This window comes from Pseudomonas morbosilactucae, from assembly GCF_023241715.1.
Classification (GTDB): Bacteria; Pseudomonadota; Gammaproteobacteria; order Pseudomonadales; family Pseudomonadaceae; genus Aquipseudomonas; species Aquipseudomonas morbosilactucae.
The window spans coordinates 64529-89404 of sequence record NZ_JALQCW010000036.1 but is presented as its reverse complement, the minus strand read 5'-3'; the positions used below and the strand labels follow the sequence as shown (position 1 = coordinate 89404).

General features: G+C 62.8%; 22 protein-coding genes. 13 read left to right on the top strand and 9 right to left on the bottom strand.

The window, feature by feature from the left end:
- The first annotated feature begins 19 nt into the window (after nt 1-19).
- From bioB to M1B34_RS15925, 10 genes are all read left to right on the top strand, one after another.
- Entirely contained in the window at nt 20-1075 is a 1056-nt protein-coding gene (bioB, locus tag M1B34_RS15970) for a biotin synthase BioB (RefSeq protein ID WP_268262761.1), read from the top strand.
- Between the two features lie 135 nt (nt 1076-1210).
- Entirely contained in the window at nt 1211-2389 is a 1179-nt protein-coding gene (gene bioF / locus M1B34_RS15965; RefSeq protein ID WP_268265613.1) for an 8-amino-7-oxononanoate synthase, read from the top strand.
- A complete protein-coding gene (locus M1B34_RS15960; RefSeq protein WP_268265612.1) occupies nt 2382-3113 on the top strand; it encodes an alpha/beta fold hydrolase in 732 nt (243 codons plus the stop codon). The genes bioF and M1B34_RS15960 overlap by 8 nt, the downstream gene beginning before the upstream one ends.
- A complete protein-coding gene (bioC, locus tag M1B34_RS15955) occupies nt 3106-3918 on the top strand; it encodes a malonyl-ACP O-methyltransferase BioC (protein ID WP_268265611.1) in 813 nt (270 codons plus the stop codon). The genes M1B34_RS15960 and bioC overlap by 8 nt, the downstream gene beginning before the upstream one ends.
- Nucleotides 3915-4595: a dethiobiotin synthase gene (bioD, locus tag M1B34_RS15950; RefSeq protein ID WP_123327497.1), complete on the top strand. Its 681-nt coding sequence runs from the start codon at nt 3915-3917 to the stop codon at nt 4593-4595. The genes bioC and bioD overlap by 4 nt, the downstream gene beginning before the upstream one ends.
- A gap of 106 nt (nt 4596-4701) precedes the next feature.
- The gene (locus M1B34_RS15945; protein ID WP_123327496.1) at nt 4702-4998 is read left to right on the top strand and encodes a pyrroloquinoline quinone biosynthesis protein PqqE; all 297 of its coding nucleotides are present in this window, start codon (nt 4702-4704) and stop codon (nt 4996-4998) included.
- 305 nt (nt 4999-5303) lie between these two features.
- Complete coding sequence (locus M1B34_RS15940; RefSeq protein WP_268265610.1) at nt 5304-7109, top strand: phenylacyl-CoA dehydrogenase; 1806 nt, start codon at nt 5304-5306, stop codon at nt 7107-7109.
- Between the two features lie 219 nt (nt 7110-7328).
- On the top strand, nt 7329-8621 hold the full coding sequence (locus M1B34_RS15935) for a GGDEF domain-containing protein (protein ID WP_123327494.1): 1293 nt from the start codon (nt 7329-7331) through the stop codon (nt 8619-8621).
- A gap of 90 nt (nt 8622-8711) precedes the next feature.
- Nucleotides 8712-10508, top strand: a complete 1797-nt coding sequence (locus M1B34_RS15930) for an acyl-CoA dehydrogenase C-terminal domain-containing protein (protein ID WP_268265609.1) — start codon at nt 8712-8714, stop codon at nt 10506-10508.
- 191 nt (nt 10509-10699) lie between these two features.
- Entirely contained in the window at nt 10700-12478 is a 1779-nt protein-coding gene (locus M1B34_RS15925) for an acyl-CoA dehydrogenase C-terminal domain-containing protein (protein ID WP_268265608.1), read from the top strand.
- A gap of 238 nt (nt 12479-12716) precedes the next feature.
- On the opposite strand, the gene M1B34_RS15920 is transcribed toward M1B34_RS15925, so the two are convergent.
- Nucleotides 12717-13646: a LysR family transcriptional regulator gene (locus M1B34_RS15920; protein ID WP_268265607.1), complete on the bottom strand. Its 930-nt coding sequence runs from the start codon at nt 13644-13646 to the stop codon at nt 12717-12719.
- 102 nt (nt 13647-13748) lie between these two features.
- On the opposite strand from M1B34_RS15920, the gene M1B34_RS15915 reads away from it, so the two are divergent.
- The 3 genes from M1B34_RS15915 (at nt 13749) to M1B34_RS15905 (ending at nt 16147) form a co-directional block, all read left to right on the top strand.
- Entirely contained in the window at nt 13749-14447 is a 699-nt protein-coding gene (locus tag M1B34_RS15915) for an MOSC domain-containing protein (RefSeq protein WP_268265606.1), read from the top strand.
- Complete coding sequence (locus M1B34_RS15910) at nt 14444-15727, top strand: aspartate aminotransferase family protein (RefSeq protein WP_268265605.1); 1284 nt, start codon at nt 14444-14446, stop codon at nt 15725-15727. Before M1B34_RS15915 ends, M1B34_RS15910 begins: the two co-directional genes overlap by 4 nt.
- 261 nt (nt 15728-15988) lie before the next feature.
- A complete protein-coding gene (locus tag M1B34_RS15905) occupies nt 15989-16147 on the top strand; it encodes a YqaE/Pmp3 family membrane protein (RefSeq protein ID WP_011063854.1) in 159 nt (52 codons plus the stop codon).
- Nucleotides 16148-16238: 91 nt separating this feature from the next.
- On the opposite strand, the gene M1B34_RS15900 is transcribed toward M1B34_RS15905, so the two are convergent.
- From M1B34_RS15900 to M1B34_RS15865, 8 genes are all read right to left on the bottom strand, one after another.
- On the bottom strand, nt 16239-18071 hold the full coding sequence (locus tag M1B34_RS15900; protein WP_268265604.1) for a S9 family peptidase: 1833 nt from the start codon (nt 18069-18071) through the stop codon (nt 16239-16241).
- Nucleotides 18037-19206, bottom strand: coding sequence for a pyrroloquinoline quinone biosynthesis protein PqqE (pqqE, locus tag M1B34_RS15895; RefSeq protein WP_268265603.1), 1170 nt, complete (start codon nt 19204-19206; stop codon nt 18037-18039). The genes M1B34_RS15900 and pqqE overlap by 35 nt, the downstream gene beginning before the upstream one ends.
- Nucleotides 19178-19453, bottom strand: a complete 276-nt coding sequence (gene pqqD / locus M1B34_RS15890) for a pyrroloquinoline quinone biosynthesis peptide chaperone PqqD (protein WP_268265602.1) — start codon at nt 19451-19453, stop codon at nt 19178-19180. The genes pqqE and pqqD overlap by 29 nt, the downstream gene beginning before the upstream one ends.
- On the bottom strand, nt 19450-20202 hold the full coding sequence (gene pqqC / locus M1B34_RS15885; protein WP_123327485.1) for a pyrroloquinoline-quinone synthase PqqC: 753 nt from the start codon (nt 20200-20202) through the stop codon (nt 19450-19452). The genes pqqD and pqqC overlap by 4 nt, the downstream gene beginning before the upstream one ends.
- A 106-nt stretch (nt 20203-20308) precedes the next feature.
- Nucleotides 20309-21220 (bottom strand): pyrroloquinoline quinone biosynthesis protein PqqB, encoded by a 912-nt coding sequence (pqqB, locus tag M1B34_RS15880; protein ID WP_268265601.1) that lies wholly within the window; start codon nt 21218-21220, stop codon nt 20309-20311.
- 99 nt (nt 21221-21319) lie between these two features.
- Nucleotides 21320-21394 carry a pyrroloquinoline quinone precursor peptide PqqA gene (pqqA, locus tag M1B34_RS15875; protein ID WP_009045898.1) on the bottom strand — a complete coding sequence of 25 codons (75 nt, stop codon included), beginning with the start codon at nt 21392-21394 and terminating at the stop codon, nt 21320-21322.
- 136 nt (nt 21395-21530) lie between these two features.
- Nucleotides 21531-24023 (bottom strand): pyrroloquinoline quinone biosynthesis protein PqqF, encoded by a 2493-nt coding sequence (gene pqqF, locus M1B34_RS15870; protein ID WP_268265600.1) that lies wholly within the window; start codon nt 24021-24023, stop codon nt 21531-21533.
- Between the two features lie 49 nt (nt 24024-24072).
- Nucleotides 24073-24867 (bottom strand): carbon-nitrogen hydrolase family protein, encoded by a 795-nt coding sequence (locus M1B34_RS15865; RefSeq protein WP_123327483.1) that lies wholly within the window; start codon nt 24865-24867, stop codon nt 24073-24075.
- Between the last annotated feature and the right edge of the window lie 9 nt (nt 24868-24876).

Below are 24876 nucleotides of genomic sequence, written 5' to 3'. Positions count from 1 at the left end.
CATAATCAAGGAATCGCCCATGAGCGCCAGCACCACCGCCAACCTGCGTCATGACTGGTCTTTGGCTGAAGTCAAAGCCTTGTTCGTTCAGCCATTCAACGATTTGTTGTTCCAGGCGCAGACGGTGCACCGCGCGCATTTCGACGCCAATCGCGTCCAGGTTTCCACCCTGTTGTCGATCAAGACCGGCGCCTGCCCGGAAGATTGCAAATATTGTCCGCAGTCCGGCCACTACAACACCGGGCTGGAAAAAGAAAAGCTCATGGAAGTGCAGAAGGTCCTGGAAGAAGCCGCTCGTGCCAAGGCCATTGGTTCGACCCGCTTCTGCATGGGCGCCGCCTGGAAGCACCCGTCGGCCAAAGACATGCCCTACGTGCTGCAGATGGTCAAAGGCGTGAAGGCCATGGGCCTGGAAACCTGCATGACCCTGGGCCGCCTGGACCAGGATCAGACCGAAGCCCTGGCCCAGGCCGGCCTCGACTACTACAACCACAACCTCGACACCTCGCCGGAGTTCTACGGCAGCATCATCACCACCCGCACTTACAGCGAGCGCCTGCAGACCCTGGCGTATGTGCGCGATGCCGGAATGAAAATCTGCTCCGGCGGCATTCTCGGCATGGGCGAGTCCCTGGACGACCGCGCCAACCTGCTGATCCAACTGGCCAACCTGCCGGAGCACCCTGAGTCGGTGCCGATCAACATGCTGGTGAAAGTCGCCGGTACGCCCCTGGAAAACGCTGACGATGTCGACCCGTTCGACTTTATCCGCATGCTGGCCGTGGCGCGCATCCTGATGCCGCAATCCCATGTACGCCTGTCGGCCGGCCGTGAAGCCATGAACGAGCAGATGCAGGCCCTGGCCTTCTTCGCCGGCGCCAACTCGATTTTCTACGGCGACAAACTGCTGACCACTGCCAACCCCCAGGCTGACAAGGACATGCAACTGTTCGCACGTCTGGGCATCCAGCCGGAAGCCCGTGAAGAGCACGCTGACGAAGTACATCAGGCGGCCATCGAGCAAGCCCTGGTCGAGCAGAAGAGCAGCGAGCAGTTCTACAACGCCGCCGTCTGATCGCCTTCTATTGTAGGAGCCGGCTTGCCGGCGAATCCCGCGAACTCCGCCCAGCCGGCTGAGTTCGCGTCGCTTGCTGCGCTGGCAAGCCAGCGCCTACAGGTAATGTGTTTGTGAGCCACTATCGAGGCCAGCATGTCTTTTGATCTCGCCGCGCGTCTGGCTGCCCGTCGTGCCGACAACCTTTATCGTCAACGCCCCCTGCTGCAAAGCCCCCAAGGGCCGGAAGTGGTGGTGGATGGCCAGCCGTTGCTGGCGTTCTGTAATAACGATTACCTGGGCCTGGCCAATCACCCCCAGGTGATTGAAGCCTGGCGCGCCGGTGCCAGCCGTTGGGGCGTGGGCGGCGGGGCGTCCCATCTGGTCATCGGCCACAGCACTCCCCATCACGCGTTGGAAGAAGCCCTGGCGGACCTCACCGGGCGCCCCCGCGCCTTGCTTTTTACCACCGGCTACATGGCCAACCTCGGTGCGGTCACGGCCTTGGTCGGGCAGGGCGACACGGTGCTGGAGGATCGCCTCAACCACGCGTCCTTGCTGGATGCCGGCTTGTTGTCCGGGGCGCGTTTCAACCGTTACCTGCACAACGATGCCCAGAGCCTGGCCAAGCGCCTGGAGAAAGCCACCGGTAATACCCTGGTGGTCACCGACGGCGTGTTCAGCATGGACGGCGACCTCGCCGACTTGTCGGCGCTGGCCCGTGAAACCCGGGCCAAGGGCGCTTGGTTGATGGTGGACGATGCTCACGGTTTCGGGCCCTTGGGCGCCCATGGCGGCGGCATTGTCGAACACTTCGGTTTGAGCCAGGAGGACGTGCCGGTGCTGGTGGGCACTCTGGGTAAGGCTTTTGGGACCGCCGGGGCCTTTGTCGCCGGTAGCGAAGAGCTGATCGAGAGCCTGGTGCAGTTCGCCCGGCCTTACATCTACACCACCAGCCAGCCGCCGGCCCTGGCCTGCGCGACCCTGAAAAGCCTGGAGTTGCTGCGCAGCGAGCATTGGCGGCGCGAGCACCTGAACACGCTGATTCGCCAGTTCCGCCAGGGTGCCGAGCAGATTGGCCTGGAACTGATGGACAGTTTCACGCCGATCCAGCCCATCATGGTGGGCGACAGTGCCCGGGCCATGGCGCTGTCGCAGCGGCTGCGTGAACGCGGGGTGATGGTCACGGCCATCCGTCCACCCACGGTGCCGGCCGGCAGCGCGCGCTTGCGTGTAACCCTTTCGGCGGCCCACAGCGAGGCGCAGGTCCAGCTATTGTTAGACGCACTGGCGGAGTGTTTCAGCGAACTGGGAGCGGAGCCAAGCCATGCGTGATCGACTGATTCTGCTACCCGGCTGGGGCCTGGGCGTTTCGCCCCTGGAGCCTCTGGCGGCAGCCTTGCAGGGGTTGGATGAACACCTGCGGGTGGAGATCGAACCGCTGCCGGAGTTGGAGTCCAGCGACCTGGGCGATTGGCTGGATGAGTTGGATGCCACCCTGGCCGATGACGCCTGGCTGGGCGGCTGGTCCCTGGGGGGCATGCTCGCCTCGGAGCTGGCGGCGCGTCGGGGGGAGCGCTGCTGCGGTTTGCTGACCTTGGCCAGCAACCCCAGTTTTGTCGCCCACAGCGAGTGGTCGAGTGGCATGCCGGAAGCCACCTTCGATGGGTTTCTGGCGGGTTGCAGCAGCGATCCGCGGCTGACCCTCAAGCGTTTCAGCCTGTTGTGCGCCCAAGGCGCCGAAGACCCGCGCGGCCTGTCACGACTGTTGCTGGGTGGGGCGCCGAACACGCCGCCGGCGGTGCTGATGGCGGGCTTGGAACTGTTGGCGCAGCTGGACACCCGACGGGCCCTGCAAGACTACCGCGGGCCGCAGTTGCACCTGTTCGCCGGGCTGGATGGCCTGGTGCCGGCCGAAGCGGCCACCGAGTTGCTGGCCCTGTTGCCGGATGTCGAGATTGGTCTGATTGAACAGGCCAGCCACGGATTTCTTCTGGAAGACCCCCACGCTGTGGCGGGGGCGATTCAGGCCTTTTTGCATGAGTCCGGTGATGACTGATTTGTCTTTTCCTACCCTGACTGGCGGCTTGCCTGACAAGCGCCAGGTGGCGGCATCGTTTTCCCGTGCGGCGGCCAGCTACGACAGTGTTGCCGAGTTGCAGCGAGCCGTCGGGCACGCGCTGCTCGATCGTTTGCCCCAGGGCTTTGTGCCACAGCGCTGGCTGGACATGGGCTGCGGCACCGGGTATTTCAGCCGTGTGCTGGGCGAGCATTTTCCGGGCAGCCAGGGGGTGGCCCTGGACATTGCCGAGGGCATGCTTAACCACGCCCGGCCCCAGGGCGGCGCCGAGTACTTTCTGGCCGGTGATGCCGAGCGCCTGCCCTTGCAGGACAACTGCTGCGACTTGATTTTCTCCAGCCTGGCGGTGCAATGGTGCGCGGATTTTGCCTCGGTACTCAGGGAGGCGCAGCGGGTCTTGAGGCCGGGTGGCGTGCTGGCTTTTGCCAGCCTGTGCGTGGGTACCTTGTACGAGTTGCGTGAGAGCTGGGGCCAGGTCGATGGCCAGGTGCACGTCAATCGGTTTCGTGAGTTCGAGCGTTATCAGCAACTCTGTGGGGGCAGCGGCCTGGGCCTGCGGAGCCTGGAAAACTGCCCGCACGTGCTGCACTACCCCGATGTGCGCAGCCTGACCCATGAACTCAAGGCGCTGGGCGCGCATAACCTGAACCCGGGGCGCCCTGGTGGGTTGACCGGGCGGGCGCGGATCAGCGGCCTGATCGGCGCCTACGAAGGGTTCCGTCAGGATCAGGGGTTGCCGGCGACGTATCAGGTGGTCTATGCCGTTTTGGAGAAGCCTCTATGAGCCCCGCGTATTTCATCACTGGCACCGACACCGATGTGGGCAAGACCACTATTGCCGCTGGCCTGCTGCATGCAGCGCGCCTGGCGGGTTTGAGCACCGCAGCGGGCAAGCCCGTGGCTTCCGGTTGTGAGTTGACGCCCAAAGGCCTGCGCAACGCCGATGCCCTGGCGCTGCTGGCTGAATCGTCGTTGCCGCTGCGTTACGAAGAGGTCAACCCGGTGGCGTTCGAGCCAGCCATCGCTCCGCACTTGGCGGCCCGGGAAGCCGGCGTGGCCTTGACCGTGCAATCGCTGCTCAAGCCTATGCGGCATATTCTCGCCAAGGGCGCGGACTTTACCCTGATCGAGGGCGCTGGCGGCTGGCGGGTGCCCCTGGCGGATCAGGACAACCTTTCGGACCTGGCCATGGCCCTGGACCTGCCGGTGATCCTGGTGGTGGGCGTGCGGTTGGGGTGCATCAACCATGCGCTGCTGACGGCGCAAGCCATCGCCCAGGACGGTTTGCAGCTGGCGGGTTGGGTGGCCAATATCATCGAGCCGAAAACCTCGCGCCTTGAAGAGAACCTGGCCACCCTGGCGGAGCGTCTGCCGGCGCCTTGCCTGGGCCGGGTGCCCAAGCTCAAGGCGCCGAGCGCGCAGGCAGTCGCCGAGTATCTGCAGTTGGACCTGCTGGACTAGATTTTGCCTATGACGAGGCACTGTGCCATTAGTGTTTTTGACGGGTGTTTTGTTGACGCATCTGCTTCAATGCGCGAGTTAATTATTTTCAAAGTCGAGTACTCCCATGGAAATTTCAGGGAACACCGCTTACTACGCAGGCCTGAGCAGCATCCAGGCCGGGCAGAACCGTGTCGATCAGGCGGCTAGCCAAATCGCCAACACCACCGTTGAGCGTTCTGTCACCAGCCAGTCTTCCGAGATCCAAGCCGATCGCCTGCGCGCCGTAGACCGCAGCCGCGAATCCGACGTGGCCACCAGCATGGTGGAAATGTCCATGGGCAAGGTCCAGACAGAACTCGGTGTGAAGGTGGCCAAGGCCTCCGATGAAATGCTCGGCACCTTGATCGATACCTACGCTTGACCCCCTCTCATCGGTGACCCGGTGCCTTGAATGGCGGCGGGTCGCTGCGCTGTATTGTTGCTGCATGTTTTTGGGCGCCGCTGAACGCCGGCAATCCCGCTCCGACCTTCTCTCTACCCACTAGACTGCATGGCGTATGCCGTGTGCGCTTGCCTGCGCGGCATCTAGAACTGTGCAGACAAAAGGCGCGTGCGCGACGCTTGACAAGGTTTGGACGTAAACGTATGTTTCAAACACCTGTTTGACCGCTATAAAAATTCAACGCGGTTGTTCATTCCCGGTTACATCAGCAGAGGTTTATCGCTATGCCTGACTACAAGGCCCCCTTGCGTGATATTCGCTTCGTTCGTGACGAACTGCTCGGCTATGAAGCGCACTATCAGAGCCTCCCGGCATGCCAGGACGCGACCCCAGACATGGTTGACGCCATTCTTGAGGAAGGCGCGAAGTTTTGTGAGCAGGTGCTGGCTCCGCTGAACCGCGTAGGTGACCTGGAAGGTTGTACCTGGAGTGAATCCGGCGTTAAAACCCCGACGGGCTTTAAAGAAGCCTATAAACAATTCGTTGAAGGCGGCTGGCCAAGCCTGGCTCACGACGTTGAGCACGGCGGTCAGGGCTTGCCTGAATCCCTGGGCTTGGCGATCAGCGAAATGGTCGGTGAGTCCAACTGGTCGTGGGGCATGTACCCAGGCCTGTCCCATGGCGCGATGAACACCATTTCCGAGCACGGTACGCCTGAGCAGCAAGACGCCTACTTGACCAAGCTGGTGTCCGGCGAATGGACCGGCACCATGTGCCTGACCGAGCCGCATTGCGGCACCGACCTGGGCATGCTGCGCACCAAGGCCGAACCACAGGCCGACGGTTCCTACAAAGTTACCGGCACCAAAATCTTCATCTCCGCCGGTGAGCACGACATGGCCGATAACATCGTCCACATCGTTCTGGCGCGCCTGCCGGATGCACCGGCTGGCACCAAGGGTATCTCGCTGTTCATCGTGCCGAAGTTCCTGCCGAACGCCGATGGCACTGTGGGCCAGCGCAACGCAGTGAGCTGCGGTTCCCTGGAACACAAGATGGGCATCCACGGCAACGCCACCTGCGTGATGAACTTCGACGCGGCCACGGGTTTCCTGATCGGCCCGGCGAACAAAGGCCTGAACTGCATGTTCACCTTTATGAACACCGCCCGCCTGGGCACCGCTCTGCAGGGCCTGGCCCACGCCGAGATCGGCTTCCAGGGTGGCCTGAAATACGCTCGCGATCGCCTGCAAATGCGCTCCCTGACTGGCCCGAAAGCGCCGGACAAGGCTGCTGACCCGATCATCGTCCACCCGGACGTACGTCGCATGCTGCTGACCATGAAAGCCTTCGCCGAGGGCAACCGGGCGATGGTGTACTTCACCGCCAAGCAGGTGGACATCGTCAAATACGGCGTAGACGAAGAAGAGAAGAAAAAAGCCGATGCGCTGTTGGCGTTCATGACGCCCATCGCCAAGGCATTCATGACCGAAGTCGGTTTTGAATCCGCCAACCACGGCGTGCAGATTTACGGTGGCCACGGCTTTATCGCCGAGTGGGGCATGGAGCAGAACGTTCGCGACAGCCGCATTTCGATGCTGTACGAAGGCACCACCGGCATCCAGGCCCTGGACCTGCTGGGCCGTAAAGTGCTGATGACCCAAGGCGAAGCCCTCAAAGGCTTTACCAAGATCGTCCACAAGTTCTGCCAGAACAACGAAGGCAACGAAGCCGTCAAAGAGTTCGTCGCACCCTTGGCGGCACTGAACAAGGAATGGGGCGAGCTGACCATGAAAGTGGGCATGGCAGCGATGAAGGATCGCGAGGAAGTGGGTGCCGCCTCCGTGGACTACCTGATGTATTCCGGCTACGTCTGCCTGGCTTACTTCTGGGCCGACATGGCACGGCTGGCGGCTGAAAAGCTCGCCGCCGGCACCAGCGAAGAGGCGTTCTACACCGCCAAGCTGCAGACCGCGCGCTTCTACTTCCAGCGCATCCTGCCGCGTACCCGCACTCACGTTGCGACCATGCTCTCGGGTGCCAACAACCTAATGGACATGAAAGAAGAGGACTTCGGCCTGGCTTACTAAGCCTCGCCGACGCCCGCCAAGAAGCCGCTCGCCCTCGGGGGAGCGGCTTTTTTGTGGGCGTTATCTTTTGATAAAAAATTCCCGACTAAAACGCTAAGAAGAAGCGCAGCGCTGCCGTTAAAGAGGTGGCTATGTGATGTCAGTCACATTGTTTGTGCTTAACTCAGTCAAATGAAGGCACAATGCCATCTATTGATCAGCCGGGTCGGAGTTTTACCCTTGCCGCGTTCTTCAGCTGTACGTTTCAGTCATTTTTTACCGTCGTTACTGCTTTTGCTTGCTGGGCTGGCGGCCGCCTACGTCAAGGACCTCAACGTCTTCTTCACCTCCCTGTTCAATGTGCTGCCGACCTTGGTGCTGTTGCTGGGGGGGGCTTACTGCGCGGTGTATCGGCGTCAGCGTGAGCTGTTTCTAATGGTCACCGTGTACACCGCGTATTTCCTGCTCGATACCCAGACTGACTTCTACCGCGACAATGGCCGGGTCCGCGAAGATGCGGCGGTGGTGTTCCACCTGTGCTGCCTGCTGTTGCCGCTGTTGTTCGGTTTGTTCGCCGCCTGGCAGGAACGAACCCATCTGTTCCAGGACATGGTGGCGCGCTTCGCTGTGCTGGTGGCATTCGGCAGCGTGGCCCTGGGCCTGGAGCAAAGTTACCCACAGGCGCTGCTGGCCTGGCTTGCAGAGATCCGCTGGCCGGCGTTGCACGGCGCCTGGATGAGCCTGATCCAGTTGTCGTATCCGGTGTTCATTGCGGCCTTCCTGTTGCTGGCGATCCAGTACTGGCGCAGCCCGCGACCGCTGCACGCGGCGCAGTTGGTGGGCCTGCTGGGGTTGTTCTGGATGCTGCCCAAGACCTTTATCCTGCCTTTCACCCTGAACATCATGTGCAGCCAGGTGATGCTGATGATCGCCGCTGCGGTCGCCCACGAGGCTTACCAGATGGCCTTCCGTGACGAGTTGACCGGCCTGCCGGGGCGTCGCGCATTGAACGAGCGCATGCAGCGTCTGGGGCGTAATTACGTGTTGGCGATGAGCGACGTCGACCACTTCAAGAAATTCAACGACACCCACGGCCACGATGTGGGTGACCAAGTGTTGCGCCTGGTGGCGAGCAAACTGGCCAAGGTCACGGGCGGTGGCCGTGCCTACCGTTACGGCGGTGAGGAGTTTGCCGTGGTGTTCGCTGGCAAGACCCTGGAGGAATGCATGCCGCACTTGGAGATGATCCGCGAGACCATCGCCAACTACAGCATCCAGCTGCGTAACCAGGACAACCGTCCCCAGGACGATCAAACGGGCCGCCAGCGTCGTGGCGCTGCCGGTGCTTCCAGCGTTTCGGTAACCGTCAGCATCGGCGTTTCCGAGCGCTTGATTGAGCACCGTACCGCCGAGGAAGTGCTGAAAGCTGCTGACCAGGCGCTCTACAGCGCCAAGGGCGCAGGGCGAAATTGTGTCGTTGCATTCGGCCAGACTCGTCGCGGTGCGGTGCGCATGGACACGGCTGCGGGTTGAGTGATGACGGCGCATTCAGCGTCTGGAGAGTGATTGGCAGGTCAGCGGACAGGGCAGTAGGTTAATCAATCTGCTGCCGGAGAAATGACCATGCCTGAGTACAAAGCTCCCCTGCGCGACATGCGCTTTTTGATCGATCACGTCTTCGACTTCCACGGCCATTACGCGGCCCTGGGGGCGACCGATGCCAGCCCGGACATGGTCAGCGCAATCCTTGAAGAGGGCGCGAAGTTCTGTGAAAACGTTCTCGCGCCGTTGAACCGTTCCGGTGATGAGGAAGGCTGCCACTTCGACAAGGGCGTAGTCACCACGCCCAAAGGTTTCAAAGAGGCATTCGCGCAGTACGTTGAAGGCGGCTGGCACGGGTTGGCGGCCGATCCCACCTATGGCGGCCAGGGCCTGCCCCAATCCTTGGGGTTGGTGATCAGCGAGATGGTCGGCTCCAGCAACACGTCCTGGGGCATGTATCCGGGGCTCACCCACGGCGCCATGTCGGCGATTCACGCCCATGGCACCGAAGCGCAGAAAAACACCTACCTCACCAAGCTCACCGCTGGCCAGTGGACCGGCACCATGTGCCTGACCGAAGCCCATTGCGGCACCGACCTGGGCATTATCAAGACCCGCGCCGTGCCTCAGGCCGACGGCAGCTATGCCGTGAGCGGGAGCAAGATTTTCATCTCCGCCGGTGAGCATGACCTGAGTGAAAACATCATCCACCTGGTGCTGGCCAAGCTGCCGGATGCGCCGGCCGGGACCAAAGGCATCTCGCTGTTTATCGTGCCCAAGTTCCTGCCCAACGCCGAGGGCGAGGCGGGCGAGCGCAATGGTGTCAGTTGCGGCTCCATCGAACACAAGATGGGGATCAAGGCCTCGGCCACTTGCGTACTGAACTTCGATGGCGCCACGGGCTTTCTGATTGGTGAGGCCAACAAGGGCCTGAACTGCATGTTCACCATGATGAACCACGCGCGCCTGGGCACCGGGATGCAGGGCTTGTGTCTGGGGGAAGCGAGCTTCCAGGGGGCGATCCAGTACGCCAACGATCGTCTGCAGATGCGTGCCCTGACCGGCCCCAAGGCACCGGATAAAGTGGCGGACCCGATTATCGTGCACCCCGATGTACGGCGCATGTTGCTGACCATGAAGGCCTTCAACGAGGGCAACCGCGCCCTGACGTATTTCACCGCCCAGTTGCTCGACAGCGCTCACTTGGCGGCGGATGCTGGCCAGCGCCAGGAGGCCGAGAACCTATTGGCGTTCCTGACCCCGATCTGCAAAGCGTTCATGACCGAGACCGGGCTGGAAGTGACCAACCACGGCATGCAGGTGTTCGGTGGCCACGGTTTCATCCGTGAGTGGGGCATGGAGCAACTGGTACGCGACTGCCGGATTGCGCCGATCTACGAAGGCACCAATGGCATTCAGGCCCTGGATTTGTTGGGGCGTAAAGTCCTGGGTAGCCAGGGTAAGCTGCTGATGGGCTTCACCCGGATCGTCCACAAATTCTGCATGGCCCATGGTGAGCATCCGCAACTCAAGGCCTATGTGGCCCAACTTAATACCCTGAACCAGCAATGGGGCGAACTGACCACCCAGGTTGGCAGGGCGGCCATGAAGAACCCGGACGAGGTGGGCGCGGCGGCCCTGGATTACCTGATGTACAGCGGTTACATCATTCTCGCCTACCTGTGGCTGCGCATGGCCCTGGAGGCCCAGGCACAGCTGGAAGCCGGCGAGGGCGATGCCGATTACTGTGCCGGTAAGCTGGCGACCTGCGAGTTCTATTTCAAGCGTTTGCTGCCCCGTACCCGCGCCCATCAGGCGGCCATCGAAGCAGGTAGCGACTGCCTGATGAAACTCCCGGCGTCGTTGTTTGCCCTCTGATCCAGCGTCGCCCCGGAAACCCTTGAGCCCGAATCTGATTCGGGCTTTTTCTTGCTTGAGGGTCTCTGTGACTAAAAATAACAAAAAGGTCACTAAGCGACCCTATGTGTCGCAAAAGTTGTTCGGGTACACTCGGCTTTTCGTAAATGGGTCCGTTGTGGACCGCTTGTTTAGATCTTTCGAGGTTTGCCATGGCTGACTACAAAGCGCCCCTGCGCGATATGCGCTTCGTCCTCAATGAGGTCTTCGAGGTCTCCAAACTCTGGGCCCAATTGCCTGCTTTGGCGGACACCGTGGATGCCGAAACCGTCGAGGCGATTCTCGAGGAAGCCGGCAAGGTCATGGGCAAAAGCGTGGCTCCGCTGAGCCGCAGCGCCGATGAAGAAGGCTGCCACTGGAAGGACGGTGTGGTTACCACGCCGCAAGGCTTTCCGCAGGCCTACCAGACTTACGCCGAGGGTGGCTGGGTCGGTGTCGGCGGTGATCCTGCCTACGGCGGCATGGGCATGCCCAAGGCGGTGTCGGCCCAGGTCGAGGAAATGGTCAACTCCGCCAGCCTGTCGTTCGGCCTCTACCCGATGCTCACTGCCGGCGCCTGCTTGTCGATCAACGCCCATGCCGGCGATGCGCTGAAAGAGACGTACCTGCCGAACATGTACGCCGGAGTCTGGGCGGGCTCCATGTGCCTGACCGAACCCCACGCAGGGACTGACCTGGGGATCATCCGGACCAAGGCCGAGCCCCAGGCGGACGGTTCCTACACCATCAGCGGCACGAAGATTTTCATCACCGGCGGCGAGCACGACCTGACGGAGAACATCATTCACCTGGTGCTGGCCAAACTGCCGGACGCGCCAGCCGGGCCCAAGGGGATCTCGCTGTTCCTGGTGCCCAAGTTCATGGTCAATGCCGATGGCAGCCTGGGTGCACGCAACCCGGTGAGCTGCGGCTCGATCGAGCACAAGATGGGGATCCAGGCCTCGGCGACCTGTGTGATGAACTTCGACGAGGCCGTCGGTTACATCGTGGGTGAGCCGAACAAAGGGCTGGCGGCGATGTTCACCATGATGAACTACGAGCGTCTGGGCGTAGGCATTCAGGGCCTGGCCTCGGGTGAGCGTTCTTACCAGAACGCTGTGGAGTACGCCCGCGACCGTTTGCAAAGCCGCTCACCCACCGGCCCGCAAGCCAAGGACAAGGTAGCGGACCCGATCATCGTGCACCCCGACGTGCGGCGCATGCTGCTGACCATGAAGGCGGCGAACGAAGGCGGGCGTGCGTTTTCCACGTACGTGGCGATGCAACTGGACACCGCCAAGTTCAGTGAAGACGCCAGCGTGCGTCAGCGCGCTGAAGGTCTGGTGGCACTGCTGACTCCGGTGGCCAAGGCGTTCCTCACGGACCTGGGCTTGGAAACCACGATCCACGGCCAGCAGGTGTTTGGCGGCCATGGCTACATTCGTGAGTGGGGCCAGGAGCAGTTGGTGCGCGACGTGCGGATCACGCAGATTTACGAAGGCACCAACGGCATCCAGGCGCTGGACTTGGTGGGCCGCAAGATCGTCGGTAGCGGGGGCGAGCTCTACAAAGTGTTCGCGGATGAAATCCGCCACTTCACGGCCACCGCCGATGCCGGCCTGGCCGAATTCACCCGGCCACTGGACGCAGCCTTGGACAACCTTGACGAGTTGACCGCCTGGTTGCTCGACCGGGCGCAAAGCAACCCCAACGAAATCGGCGCAGCCTCGGTGGAATACCTGCAGGCTTTCGGCTACACCGCTTATGCCTACATGTGGGCGCTGATGGCTCGGGCGGCTCTGGGCAAGGAGGCGCAGGAGGATTTCTACGCCAGCAAGCTGGGCACCGCACGCTTCTACTTTGCGCGCCTGCTGCCCCGTATCCATTCGTTGAGCGCCTCGGTCAAGGCCGGTAGCGATTCGCTGTTTTTACTGGACGCTGCGCAGTTCTGACGGCGGGCACGCAATGTAAGCAATCTCTTACATTGCGTGCTGCTGTTTACGCCTTTTAGAAAATTGGATCCAAGGATAATCTACTGCTCATGGACGTCGCGCAGGAAGCGCAAAAGTAACAACAGGGACACGTAGGATTCTGCCAGGATGGCGGAGTGAAATGGATGTCAGGGAAACAGTCTGCAAAACCCCGCTTCGGCGGGGTTTTCTTTTGCCCGGGTTTTTTATTTTCGGGTCTTCAATGAGTCCCTTCCAGGGCTCCTGCAACGCCACCTCGTCCTTCCGGACCGTTCATCACGTCTTCCAGCAACGTACGCAGTAACTCTAGGGTTCCCTGTTGACGCTGCACATCACGACAGACCAAGCCTACCTTCAGCGGCACCCGTGGTTCACTCAGGGGTTTCCAGAGCAGTGCCTGATGGCTGTGTTCCTGTCGCGAGCGACCGGGCAGTATTGTTGCCAAGTGCGTGTGAGGCAGGCTGTCGAGAATCCCCGCCATATTGTTGAGTTCGGCCTGGACGTGTGGCCGCCGTCCCAGATTGGCCAGTTGCGCCTGCCAGATCTGCCGCACTTGGAATTCTTCGCCGAGCAGCAGCATCGGCAACTCCGCGGCCTGGCTCATGGAAACCTTCTTGAATTCGCGCAGCGGGTGGTCCGCCGGGATGACCAGGGTCAACTCATCTTCGTACAAGGCGACGCCGTGCAAGCCCGGCTGGCGCGGTGGCAAGTAGCTGATACCGATGTCCAGTGAGCCATTGAGCAGCCGGCGTTCGATTTCCAGGCCGGTCAATTCATAGATCTGAACCACCAGGTGGGGCTGGGCCTTGCGCACGCGCTCGAGCATTTGCGGCACCAGGCTGGTGTGCACCGTCTGCAGCACCCCGATGGCCAGGGTTCGCAAGGCCTGGCCCTTGAAGTTGCGCAAGGCTTCGCGGGCTTGCTGCAAGCCGTCGAGCAGGGGCAGGGCGTGGTTGTACAAGGTGTGCGCCGCCAGGGTCGGCAGCAGGCGTTTACTGCTGCGTTCAAACAGGCTGACGTCGAGGTTCAGTTCCAATTGGCGGATTTGCTGCGAGAGCGCGGGTTGGGAGATCGACAGGCGCTCTGCGGCACGCCCCACATGGCCTTCTTCGTAGACCGCGACGAAATAACGCAGTTGCTTGAAATCCATAAGTTCTACTTATCAAAAAAGCTGGAAAATCGAAATGGCCCGAAGCCCGACGCGCGCCTAGTCTAGCGCCTATTCACAGGGCTTACAGGGCCATAGAGCGCGATGAACACCGTTTACGTGGATGGCGTTTACATAGGCAAGGCAAAAAATCTCGGGCAGGGTTTGATCAGCGATACCGATAAGCACAGGGTTGCCAATCGACTCTGGTTGTGGCCACAGGGCCTGGGCAGCGATGAGCACGGTGATCCGCGCTTTCACACCGGCCCCGAGCGGGCCCTGCATCACTACCCGGCCGAGCACTACGCCCATTGGCGCAAGCGTTATCCGCAGATTGACTGGCGTGCGCCGGCGTTCGGCGAAAACCTCTCCACCCATGGATTGACTGAAGAACAGGTGTGCCTCGGCGACCTCTTTCGCTGGGGCGGCGCCTTGCTGCAGATCAGTCAGCCGCGCTCGCCCTGTTATCGCCTGAGTCACCACTGGGGGCTGCCCAACCTGCCGCAACAAGCCCAGGACAATGGGCGTTGCGGCTGGTTTTATCGCGTACTCAAGCCGGGGTTTGTCTGCGCCGAAGAGCCGTTCGAGCTGATCCAACGCAGCTACCCCGGGCTGACGGTGGCCTGGGCGCTGCGCTGTTTTTACCAGGAGCCACTGGAGCAGTCCGGGCTGAGAAAGCTGGTGGATTGCCCGGCATTGGCCTCTCGCTGGCGCGACATTGCCATCAAGCGCATGCGCAGCGGGCGGGTGGAGGACTGGTCTTCGCGGTTGCAGGGGCTGCCGCTGGAGGGACTGCGGGCATGAATCTGTTCAGTCTGCGGCGTACCCCGCCTAGCCTTGACGACCTGGCTGTCGAGCCCTATCCGTCGTCGTTGGGCGATGACTTTTCCAGTGAGTGCCTGATGCCCAGTGTGCAGCGTCCCCTTCCGGTGTTCGTCCGTGGCCAGGGTTCCTGGCTGTGGGACCAGGACGACCGCGCTTACCTCGATTTCATCCAGGGCGGCGGGGCCAATAGTCTGGGCCACAGCCCTTCGGTGCTGGTCCAGGCGCTGACGGCGCAAGCCCAATCCCTGATCAACCCCGGTTCGGCCTTTTACAACCGCGGCATGCTCAAGCTGGCGGAAGGGCTGTGCAAGGCCACCAGCAGTGACCAGACGTACTTGCTCGGCAGTGGCAGTGAAGCCTGTGAAGCAGCGGTCAAGCTGGCGCGCAAATGGGGGCAGCGTCATCGGGGCGGGGCCTCTGGAATTATCACCGCCAGCAACAGTTGCCACGGGCGCAGTTTTGCCGCGATGTCGGCCTCGGGCAGCGCCAACCTTGGCAATCGTTTCGAGCCACAGTTGCCGGGGTTCAGCCAGGTGCCGTTCAATGACTTGCCGGCCTTGCACGCGGCGGTGGACGCGCAGACCGTGGCGATCATGCTGGAGCCGATCCAGAGTGAGGCGGGAGTGATCCCCGCGACCGAGCACTACCTCAAGGGCGTCGAGCGTCTATGCCGCGAGTTGGGCATCTTGCTGATCCTCGACGAGGTCCAGACCGGTATTGGGCGTTGTGCTCACCTGCTTGCGGAGCAGTCGTACGGTATTCGTGGCGATATCGTCATCCTGGGCAAGGGCCTGGGTGGCGGTGTGCCGCTGGCGGCCTTGTTGGCCCGGGGCACGGCCTGCTGTTTCGACGTCGGTGAACTGGATGGCACGCATCACGGCAATGCCTTGATGACTTCGGCCGGGCTGGCAGTGCTCAACGCGGTCCAGGAGCACGGCTTTCTGGAACAGGTGCGCGCCGCCGGGCAGCACTTGGGCGCAGGGCTGGCGCGCCTGGCCCAGCGCTATGCCCATGGCGAAGTGCGCGGGCAAGGGCTGTTGTGGGGCCTGACACTGGCCGACGACTCCGCCCAGGCCGTGGTCAACGCTGCTCGTTCTGAGGGTCTGCTGCTCAATGCGCCGCAAGCCAATTGCCTGCGCCTGACCCCTGCCTTGACCGTCAGCAAAGCCAATATCGACGAAATGCTGCTGCGCCTGGCCCGGGCATTTTCCCGGGTACGCACGGCGCAGTTGCAGTGCCGTAAAGGGCTGGCGGTCTGATGAGGCCCGATTGCCGTCTTGATTGACCTCGACTGAACACAAGAACCGTCTCGCGGTATAACGCATCGCCCCGTGTCCGATTTTTCGCACGGGGCGTTTTTTTTGTCCGCTGATTCTGGCGCAGCGCGATGTTTCCTGAACCGCAGCCCAAGGACACATCAGGTCAACAATGGCGCGCAAAAGTCGAGTGAACCCTGGTGCACGCCGTCGGTCGATTAGGAGTGAGGCTTATGAGAGCCCTCTTTTATCTGGAGCTGCCCCATGGACTTGATTCGCATCATCTTCGCTATTTTGTTGCCACCACTGGGCGTGTTCCTGCAGGTGGGCTTCGGCGGCGCGTTTTGGCTGAATATCCTGCTGACCCTGTGCGGCTACATCCCCGGCATTGTGCACGCGGTCTATATCATCGCCAAACGCTGACAATGACGAGCCTGCCTGCGCTTTCATTGCGTGGGCAGGTGCTCAAGGGCGCTGGCATGGCCCTTGAGCAACAGCCTTTTCAATCCCCCCTTCAGTCCCCCGATGTCATCACCTGTTGATAGAAGCGCCACTCCTGCTCCAAGGCGTGTGCCTGGTTGTGGGCTTTGCGAAAGCCGTGGCGTTCATCGGGGTAGTAATGAGCTTGCGCGGCAATGCCTCGGTCTTGCAGGGCCTTGAGCATGTCGCGGGTTTGCTGGGGTACGACCACCGCGTCGAGTTCGCCCTGGAAGAAAATCACCGGCACTTGGATGTTCCCCGCATGCAGCAACGGCGTGCGCGCCCGGTAGCGTTCGGTATCCCGCTCGGGGTCGCCAATCAACCAGTCCAGGTAATCGCCTTCGAACTTATGGGTGGCCCGGCCCAGTGCCACGGGATCGCTGACCCCGTACAGACTGGCGCCGGCGCGGAACACCTTGGCGAAGACCAGCGCGCAGAGCGTGGTGTAGCCGCCGGCGCTACCGCCGCGGATAAATGCCCGCTCGCCGTCCACCAGACCCTGGCGGGCCAGGTACTCGACCACCGCACAGGCGTCTTGCACATCCGCTTCGCCCCAGGCCAGGTGCAGGGCTTGCCGATAGGCGCGCCCATAGCCGGTGCTGCCGCGATAGTTGAGGTCGGCGACGGCAAAACCGCGCTGGGTCCAGTATTGAATCCTGGGGTCGAGGATCGGGTAGCAGGCCGATGTCGGGCCGCCGTGGATAAACACCACCAGCGGCGGTTTGCTGGCCTGGCCCATGGCCGGGTAGAAGAAGCCGTGGGCCTCCTCGGGGCCTGAGGGGTAACGCAGGGTTTGCGGGCGACTGATCTGTGCGGCGGGCAGGGGGGCCACGCCGCCTGCAAGGATGTGTACCTGGTGAGTGTCACGGGCAATGGCGATCACCGCAGATGGGCTGACCGGCGACGCGGCAATGCAATACAGGTGATGCTCATCCACGGCCAGGTTACGGAAGCGGCTGTACTCCTCGCCGCAGGTGGCGCTGGAACCGTCCTCAAGGTGCCAGCCCAGGCGCCCGAAACCGTCTTCAGTCCAGGTCCCGAGCCAGGCCTGACCGCCCAGGGGCAGCCAGGTGCCACCGCCCAATTGCCAAGGTGCCGGGGCATGGTCGGCAGGCGCGCAGGGCAACGCTTGCAAGCCCGCCGGGGACTCAGCCCAGGGCTGCCAGAAGCCACCGCGATCGCTCAGGCAGCACAGGCGCCCCTGCGGGTCAAAGCGCGGTTGCTGCAATGACTCTTCGAACGCATCGCCGGCCACGCAACGAGGGGGGCTCCAGCGGCCGGGGGCCAAGGAGTCGGTCACCATCAGCCGCGTGGCTGTCCAGGGTTGATGGGGGCGGTCCCACTCGATCCACGCCAGGCGCTGGCCGTCGCTGCTTAAGGTGGGCGCGGCATAGAAGTCCGCGCCTTCGACCAGCACGGTGCGTTCGCCATCCTGTAGGGCAATGCTCACCAGCCGGTGCCGATCAAGGTGCTCTTCCACGGCCAGTACCTGGCCATTGGCGTACTGCAGATCGCCGTAGCGGCACTCGCCGTGGGTCAGGGCGCTGGGTGTTTCGCCTTGCAGGGACTGGCGGTACAGCTGCTGGTCTGCCTCGTTGACGAACACCAGGCCCTCGTCGCTGAGGCAGAAGGCACCGCCACCGTATTCGTAGACCCGGCTGCGCACACTGAAGCCTTGGGGCGTCAGGCAGCGGGCCTGTTGTTCATGCCAGTGCCAGATGCGGCAGGCGGCGTCGGCGGGGCGGTATTCATTCCAGAACAAGCCCTGGGCGCCGACGCGCAGCTCGGCGAAGTCGATACCGGCGGCCACGGCCTTGTCGGCGCTGAAGAGGTCAGCCTTTGGCGATGAGGCGGGAGTTTCGTTCATTGCGGAAGGCCAGTTGTTCGATGGTCTGGGTGGCGTGCTCGGCTTCTTCTCGAGCGTTGAGGATCATGCCGTGGTGCTCTGACTTGCTGCACACCGGGTCGGCATTGCTGGCATCGCCCGTGAGCATGAAGGCCTGGCAGCGGCAGCCGCCGAAGTCCTTCTCCTTTTCATCGCAGGAGCGGCAGGGCTCGGGCATCCAGTCGTAGCCGCGGAAGCGGTTGAAACCGAAGGAGTCGTACCAGATGTGCTGCATGCTGTGGTCGCGCACATTGGGGAATTGCACCGGCATTTGCCGCGCGCCGTGGCAGGGCAGAGCGGTGCCGTCCGGGGTCACGGTGAGGAAAATGCTGCCCCAGCCGTTCATGCAGGCCTTGGGACGCTCTTCGTAGTAATCCGGGGTGACGAAAATCAGCTTGCAAGGGTGCCCTTGCGCTTCCAGTTTGGCGCGGTACTCGTTGGTGATGAGCTCGGCCCTCACCAGTTGCTCCTTGGTCGGCAGCAGCCCCACACGGTTGAGCTGGGCCCAGCCATAGAACTGGCAGGTGGCAAGTTCTACGAAGTCCGCTTCCAGGGCGATGCACAGTTCGATGATGCGGTCGATCTTGTCGATGTTGTGCCGGTGGGTCACAAAGTTCAGCACCATCGGGTAGCCGTGGGCCTTGACCGCACGGGCCATTTCCAACTTTTGCGCGAAGGCTTTCTTCGACCCGGCCAGCAGGTTGTTCACTTGTTCGTCGCTGGCCTGGAAGCTGATCTGGATATGGTCCAGGCCGGCTTTTTTGAAGTCGCTGATTTTCTGCTCGGTGAGGCCGATGCCTGACGTGATCAGGTTGGTGTAGAAGCCCAACTGGCGGGCCTCGCCGATCAGCTCGGCGAGGTCCTGGCGCACCAGGGGCTCGCCGCCGGAGAAACCCAACTGCGCAGCGCCCATCTCCCGGGCCTCGCGGAACACCTTGATCCACTGCTCGGTGCTCAGCTCCTTGCCCTGTTCGGCAAAGTCCAGGGGGTTGGAACAATACGGGCATTGCAGCGGGCAGCGGTAAGTCAGCTCGGCCAGCAGCCACAGCGGCAGGCCCACTTCCGGTTTGGCCGGCAGGCTCGGGGAATCAGCCAAGTTCGATCCAGTGCTGAGCACGGGCGACCTCCATGAATTGCTCGATGTCCTCGCCAAGCTCGGGCACGCCGGGGAACTGTATCTCCAGCTCGGCAATGATCGCCGCGACGTCACGCTGGCCGTCGATCAGACCGCCGATCAGCGCTGCGCTGTCGTTGAGCTTGATCATGCCTTCGGGGTACAGCAGCACGTGGCCTTTTTGCGCCGGCTCGTACTGGAAGCGGTAGCCAGGGCGCCAGGTCGGGGTCTTGCTGCGATCGAAACTCATAAGGCGATTCCTTTGTGCCAGACCCGTTGTGCGGTGACGCTGTGGTAAGGCGGTCGATTCAATTCATAGGCCATGCTCATGGCGTCGAGCATGCTCCAAAGGATGTCCAGTTTGAACTGGAGAATTTCCAGCATGCGGTCCTGGCCGGCACGGGTGGTGTAGTGCTCCAGGGTGATCGCCAGGCCGTGCTCCACATCGCGTCGGGCCTGGCCCAGGCGGGTGCGGAAGTATTCATAACCGGTGGGGTCGATCCACGGGTAATGCTGGGGCCAGCTGTCCAGGCGCGACTGGTGGATCTGCGGGGCGAACAACTCAGTCAGGGAACTGCTGGCGGCTTCCTGCCAACTGGCGCGGCGGGCGAAGTTGACGTAGGCGTCCACGGCGAAACGCACGCCGGGCAACACCAGCTCCTGGGAACGCAGTTGGTCCGGGTCCAGGCCTACGGCCTGGCCCAGGCGCAGCCAGGCTTCAATGCCGCCGTCTTCGCCGGGGGCGCCGTCGTGGTCCAGCAGGCGCTGGATCCACTCGCGGCGGATTTCCCGGTCCGGGCAGTTGGCGAGGATCGCCGCGTCTTTCAGGGGAATGTTCACCTGGTAATAGAAACGGTTGGCGACCCAGCCCTGGATCTGCTCGCGGGTGGCGCGGCCTTGGTACATCGCCACGTGGTAGGGGTGATGGATGTGGTAGTAGGCGCCCTTGGCCCGCAGTGCCTGCTCGAACTCGGCGGGGGACAGTGGTGTATCAGTCATTTCGGTTCTCCGGGAGCCCGCTGGGGAAATCGATCGCCGGTGGCGGTGCCATCGCCGGCCAGCCCGCTCCTACAACCCGTAGGCGCGAGCTTGCGTGGGATTTGCCCTACAGCTCAATACTCATTCCGTCGTAGGCCACCTCGACCTTTCGGCGTACAAGCTCGGCACGTTCGGCCGAGTCTTCGTCGAGGATCGGGTTGGTGTTGTTAATGTGAATCAGCACTTTGCGCTGCGTGGGCAACTGCTCCAGGACTTCCAGCATGCCGCCCGGGCCGTTTTGCGCCAGGTGGCCCATTTCCCGGCCGGTGCGGGTGCCGACGCCGCGGCGCTGCATTTCATCGTCGTCCCACAAGGTGCCGTCCACCAGCAGGCAATCGCTGCCGGCCATGATCTCCAGCAACGGCGCGTCGACTTTGCCCAGGCCCGGGGCGTAGAAGAGGGTGCCGCCGGTGCGCAGGTCTTCGACGATCAGGCCGATGTTGTCGCCCGGGTGCGGGTCGAAGCGGTGCGGCGAATAGGGCGGTGCGGCGCTGCGCAGCGGCAGCGGGGTGAAACGCAAGTTGGGGCAGGCCGGGATGCTGAAGCTCTGGTCCAGTTCGATGCGGTTCCAGCTCAAGCCGCCATTCCAGTGCTTGAGCATGGTGAACAGCGGGAAGCCGGTGCTCAGGTCTTCATGGACCATGTCGGTGCACCAGACCTGGTGCGGGCAGCCTTCGCGCAGGCTGAGCAGGCCGGTGGTGTGGTCGATCTGGCTGTCCATGAGAATGATCGCGCTGATCCCGGTGTCGCGCAGGGCACGGCCCGGCTGCATCGGGGCAAAGCCCTGGAGCTGGGCGCGGATGTCCGGCGAGGCGTTGCACAGCACCCAGTTCACACCGTCATCGGAAATCGCGATGGACGATTGAGTGCGCGCGTGGGCCCGCAGGCTGCCGTCGCGAAAACTCGCGCAGTTTGCGCAATTGCAGTTCCACTGCGGAAAACCGCCGCCGGCGGCGGACCCTAGAATCTGGACGAACATGAGTGCTCCATCAGGTTGCAACTGGAAATAAAAACGCCCCGGCGAACCGAGGCGTTGCACTGCGCTTGCTGTCTCGGGGCGGTGGCCCTGAGCCGGCAATCAGCGGCTGGCGAAGTACATGGTGACTTCGAAGCCGATACGCAGGTCGGTGTAAGCAGGTTTGGACCAAGACATAAAAGTGCTCCTTTCAGGTGGGTGGGACGGGTGCTCTCTATACATATAGTCCACCTCCGGCCGGAGATGTTCAGATGCTTAGGGGGCTATCTTACTAAGATTCAGTTAGCGCTTGCCTGTAATTATTGAAGAAAGCTCATTGCAGCGTCGGTAATGATCCCACGGCCTCTTGCCAGGGTGAGCCCGGGCAGGCCGCGCTGGCCAGGCAATACCAGCTACCTTCGGCCTGGTGCAGGCGCTGGGCCTGGGCCAGCAGTTCGGGGCGCGGCAAGGTGCTGATCGCCGTCTGCAAATGGGCCAGGTAATCCGACGGATGACCGGCCAGCCGACCCTGCCAGAGCAGCTCTGCGGCCTGGGTCAGCGGCAGCTCGGCGGCATCGAATTGGCTCGCCAGGTTTTGCTGCTGTTGGCTCAGGCTGGCGTCGTCGGTCTGGCTGATCCGCTCCGGCAGTTGCTGGAGGAAGGCTTCGATGTGCCCAAGAATTTCGACCACGCTGGCGTGGGGCGACTGCACGCCGAACAACAAACCGGTCTGGCCGTTGATCTGGCGGACCCCACTGAACACGCCATAGCCCAATTGCAGCTCCACCCGCAGGCGCTGGTAGAACGGCGTCTGGCTGCACTGCGCCAGCAGGCGCCAGGCGGCTTCATCGGTGATTGAAGATGAAGGCACAGGGCAGAACAGCAGCACCGCCTGTTCGCTGGAGCCGGTAGGCACCTCACGCCAGCGATGCAGGGCTGTCGGTGTGTCGAGTGTGGCCGGTTGCCCAGGGTTGACGGTGCCGGGTATCTGGCTCAACGCTGCACTGAGCGCGGGCTGCAGGCTGCTGGGTACGCCCACGGCGACGCCGTCCCATTGGGTGCCGGCCCAGAAGTCCCGCAACTGTTGGGCGTGCTCCAGTTCGGGTGTTGGCGTGGCGTCGGGGCTGCCTTCGCCGAGCACCTTGAGCAATTGGCGGATTGGCATTGGGGCCGGTTCGTCGACCCGCGGCTGCTCGCTCAACCAGAACGCGTCAGCAGGTTGGCTCAGGGTTTTCAGGGCCTGTTGCAGGATCGCCGGCAGCGGCTCATGCAGCCCAGCCAGCTTCAGAATCCAGTGCCGGCCGGCGTTGTTCAGCGACAGGTCCACCCCGGCTTGGCGTGCATCGCCCTGCAGCTCCTCCAGGTGCTGTTGCAGCTTGGGCAGCAGGTCTTGGGGAGCCGTGCTGTTCAGTTGCCACCGGAGGTAGATCACCGCAGAACCGGTGTCAGCGGCCACCTCCTGGCTGAACAGCAGCGGCGAGGCCTCGCGGCGGCCCCGGGAGCGGTCCTGGGCAAAAGTGCGCAGCCCGCGATGGGCGCTGGTCTGGCCGCGGATCAAGCCGGCGCTACGCGCTGGCGCGGCGGGGCGCAGGAAGGGGTTGGCGGCCGGGAGTTGCCAATCGCCGATGGGCTTATCCAGCGCCACGGGGCGCAGTTGTTCCAGCAGTGCCTTGAGGGCGCTGACGTCTGTGTCCGTCAGGTGCCGCTCCCGTTGCTGGCTGTCCAGGCGAGCCAGCTCCAGGGCTCCAGCCACCTGATATTGGCATTGCTGCAACAGGGCAAACTCTTCGCGTAAATCGGCCCATTCGGCCTGGGCGCAGAAGAAGGCCAGCCAATCTTCCAGTTGCTGGCGAATCAGCGACTGTTGTTGCACGCCTTCGGCGCTGAGGCTGAACTCCAGGTGCAGCAGGGCCTGGCCGGCAAACTGATACAGCGGCTTGGCTTGCAGCCCAACGATCAATCGACGTTGCTTGAGTTCGGCCACTAGACCGCCAGGTTTGCTCGATTGCAGCCAGGTGCAGAGAAACTCCAGGGGCGCCGGGTTGGCGCTGGGCAAGTCTTCGCCGGCCAACAGCAGGTCCAGGCGCCGGCCGCGAAGTTGTGACGAGATCCCCGGCCCGCCGGGCAGCAAGCTCGGTGCCGGGCTTTGCCCAACGGTTTGACCGCTGGCGAAAGCGCCGCCGAACTGTTCGGCCAGGGCCTGCAGTTCTTCCAGGGATTGCGGGCCGGCCAGGCTCAGGGTCATTTGCCCGGTGTGATAGTAGGCGCGGTAGAAGGCTTCCAGCGCCTGCTGAAAGGCCGGGTTGGGCACGCTCAGGCTGTAGCGATTGCCGGCGTGGAAGGCCCGCAGGGGATGGTTGGCGGATACGCCCTCGAGCACCGCCGCTTGACGCTGTGCGGCGGCGTCCCGGGACCAGGCGATAAATTCTGCGTGCAGGACTTCCCGTTCACGCAACTGATCCTGCTTGTCCATGCGCGGATGGGCGAGCATGTCACACAGGCGTTCCAGCCCTCCGGCAAAGGCCGTGGGCGGCAGCTCAAAGAAAAAGTCGGTGGTGCGTTCGCGGGTGCTGGCGTTGACCTGCCCACCTTGCGCCTGGACATAGGCCATCAAACCGTCTTGCCCGCTGAAGCGCTCGCTGCCGAGAAAAAACAGGTGTTCAAGAAAGTGCGCCAGCCCCGGCCAGGCCAATGGCGCGTCATGACTGCCCGCGGCCACCCGCAAGGCGGCGGCGCAGCGTTTCAGGTGGGGCGCGTGACGCAGTGACACCCGCAGGCCGTTGGCCAGGGTCGAACAGGAGGGGCGAGGGTGATTCGGCGCGGGCATGAGCACTTCCACAACATTAGAAGCGCTCATGCTAGCGGATAAGTTGGGATCAGCGCTTGTTCAGATCGTCATAAAGCTCGGGGCGTCGGTCATGGAAATAGCGGTTGATGGCGCGGGAGTCGAGCATCAATTGCCGGTCCAGGGTGCCGCTGATCAGGGCTTCGTCGAGGCCGGCCAGGGCGATGCGGCTGCCATCCGGGGCGGCAATGCTGCTTTGCCCGCAGTAGTGGATGTCTTCCTCATGGCCGCAGTAGTTGGCGTAGGCCACATAGCACTGGTTTTCAAAGGCGCGGGAACGCACGGTGACATCGGCAACGAAGTCGTAAGGAGTCATGTTGGCGGTGGGCACCAGGATCAGTTCGGCACCGGCCAGGGCCAGGCGTCGGGCGTTCTCCGGGAACTCGATGTCGTAGCAAATCAGGAAGCCGAGCATCCAGCCGTTCAACTCCACCAGTGGGAACTCGTCCGCCCCGGCGCTGAACATCGCGTGGTCGAGGTCGCCGAACAGATGGGTTTTGCGGTAATTGCATAACTGCCGGCCCTGGGCGTCGATCAACTGCACGGCGTTGTAGATCTGCCCGTCGTCGGCGCGCTCCGGGTAGCCATACAGAATGGCCAGGCCCGCTGCCTGGGCGATGCCGGCAATGCGCTGGGCCGATGGGCCGTCCTGGGCTTCGGCCAGGGCGCCGACGGCTTCCGGGCCAATGTTGTAGCCGCTGAGAAACATCTCCGGCAGCACCAGCAGGTCGGCGTCCGTGGCTTCCATCGCCACCTGTTGCAGGCGCAGCAGGTTGCCAGCGACATCCAGGGGCTGCGGGGCACATTGATAGAGCGCGACGCGCATGACGATGAC

Coding starts and splice junctions, on each gene's coding strand:
- M1B34_RS15930 (WP_268265609.1), top strand. CDS start 8,712: ATGCCTGAGTACAAAGCTCCCCTGCGCGACATGCGCTTTTTGATCGAT.
- M1B34_RS15900 (WP_268265604.1), bottom strand. CDS start 18,071: ATGAACGAAACTCCCGCCTCATCGCCAAAGGCTGACCTCTTCAGCGCC.
- bioD (WP_123327497.1), top strand. CDS start 3,915: ATGAGCCCCGCGTATTTCATCACTGGCACCGACACCGATGTGGGCAAG.
- pqqC (WP_123327485.1), bottom strand. CDS start 20,202: ATGACTGATACACCACTGTCCCCCGCCGAGTTCGAGCAGGCACTGCGG.
- M1B34_RS15945 (WP_123327496.1), top strand. CDS start 4,702: ATGGAAATTTCAGGGAACACCGCTTACTACGCAGGCCTGAGCAGCATC.
- M1B34_RS15925 (WP_268265608.1), top strand. CDS start 10,700: ATGGCTGACTACAAAGCGCCCCTGCGCGATATGCGCTTCGTCCTCAAT.
- bioF (WP_268265613.1), top strand. CDS start 1,211: ATGTCTTTTGATCTCGCCGCGCGTCTGGCTGCCCGTCGTGCCGACAAC.
- M1B34_RS15920 (WP_268265607.1), bottom strand. CDS start 13,646: ATGGATTTCAAGCAACTGCGTTATTTCGTCGCGGTCTACGAAGAAGGC.
- pqqD (WP_268265602.1), bottom strand. CDS start 19,453: ATGAGTTTCGATCGCAGCAAGACCCCGACCTGGCGCCCTGGCTACCGC.
- pqqF (WP_268265600.1), bottom strand. CDS start 24,023: ATGCCCGCGCCGAATCACCCTCGCCCCTCCTGTTCGACCCTGGCCAAC.
- M1B34_RS15915 (WP_268265606.1), top strand. CDS start 13,749: ATGAACACCGTTTACGTGGATGGCGTTTACATAGGCAAGGCAAAAAAT.
- M1B34_RS15940 (WP_268265610.1), top strand. CDS start 5,304: ATGCCTGACTACAAGGCCCCCTTGCGTGATATTCGCTTCGTTCGTGAC.
- M1B34_RS15960 (WP_268265612.1), top strand. CDS start 2,382: ATGCGTGATCGACTGATTCTGCTACCCGGCTGGGGCCTGGGCGTTTCG.
- bioC (WP_268265611.1), top strand. CDS start 3,106: ATGACTGATTTGTCTTTTCCTACCCTGACTGGCGGCTTGCCTGACAAG.
- M1B34_RS15865 (WP_123327483.1), bottom strand. CDS start 24,867: ATGCGCGTCGCGCTCTATCAATGTGCCCCGCAGCCCCTGGATGTCGCT.
- M1B34_RS15910 (WP_268265605.1), top strand. CDS start 14,444: ATGAATCTGTTCAGTCTGCGGCGTACCCCGCCTAGCCTTGACGACCTG.
- bioB (WP_268262761.1), top strand. CDS start 20: ATGAGCGCCAGCACCACCGCCAACCTGCGTCATGACTGGTCTTTGGCT.
- pqqB (WP_268265601.1), bottom strand. CDS start 21,220: ATGTTCGTCCAGATTCTAGGGTCCGCCGCCGGCGGCGGTTTTCCGCAG.
- M1B34_RS15905 (WP_011063854.1), top strand. CDS start 15,989: ATGGACTTGATTCGCATCATCTTCGCTATTTTGTTGCCACCACTGGGC.